Source organism: Psychrobacter sp. TB20-MNA-CIBAN-0197, assembly GCF_040309765.1.
In the GTDB taxonomy this organism is placed as follows: domain Bacteria; phylum Pseudomonadota; class Gammaproteobacteria; order Pseudomonadales; family Moraxellaceae; genus Psychrobacter; species Psychrobacter submarinus.
This window is the reverse complement of record NZ_JBEOPC010000679.1, coordinates 1-268: the sequence shown is the minus strand read 5'-3', so window position 1 is coordinate 268 and position 268 is coordinate 1. Positions and strand designations below refer to the sequence as shown.

The following is a 268-nucleotide window of genomic DNA, read 5'->3' as shown; positions in this document are numbered from 1 at the left end:
ATCAGTCGTGTACAGCGAGATGCCCAGCGAGGTGCTCAGGCTGACGGTGCCTTCTTCGTCCTGTTCGACGGAGAACAGCAGCAGTTCGCGGCGATCGGTCAGACCGGTGTCGCGGGCATACAGCATGGCGTGGTGCTTGATGGTGTAGGACTCGTCCGGGTTGACCACGTGTTCGGTCATTGGCACCAGTTCGGTCTGATGCAGTTCAGTGCCCCATTCGCGGGTGTATTCAACACCGTCGTGGTGGTAGGTCGGCAGACCGATCAGG

1 protein-coding gene is annotated in these 268 nt (G+C 60.1%); it reads right to left on the bottom strand.

The window, feature by feature from the left end:
• Window positions 1–268: DUF2491 family protein (locus AAEY83_RS15500; protein ID WP_351060342.1), on the bottom strand; the 268-nt coding region annotated here is incomplete at both ends.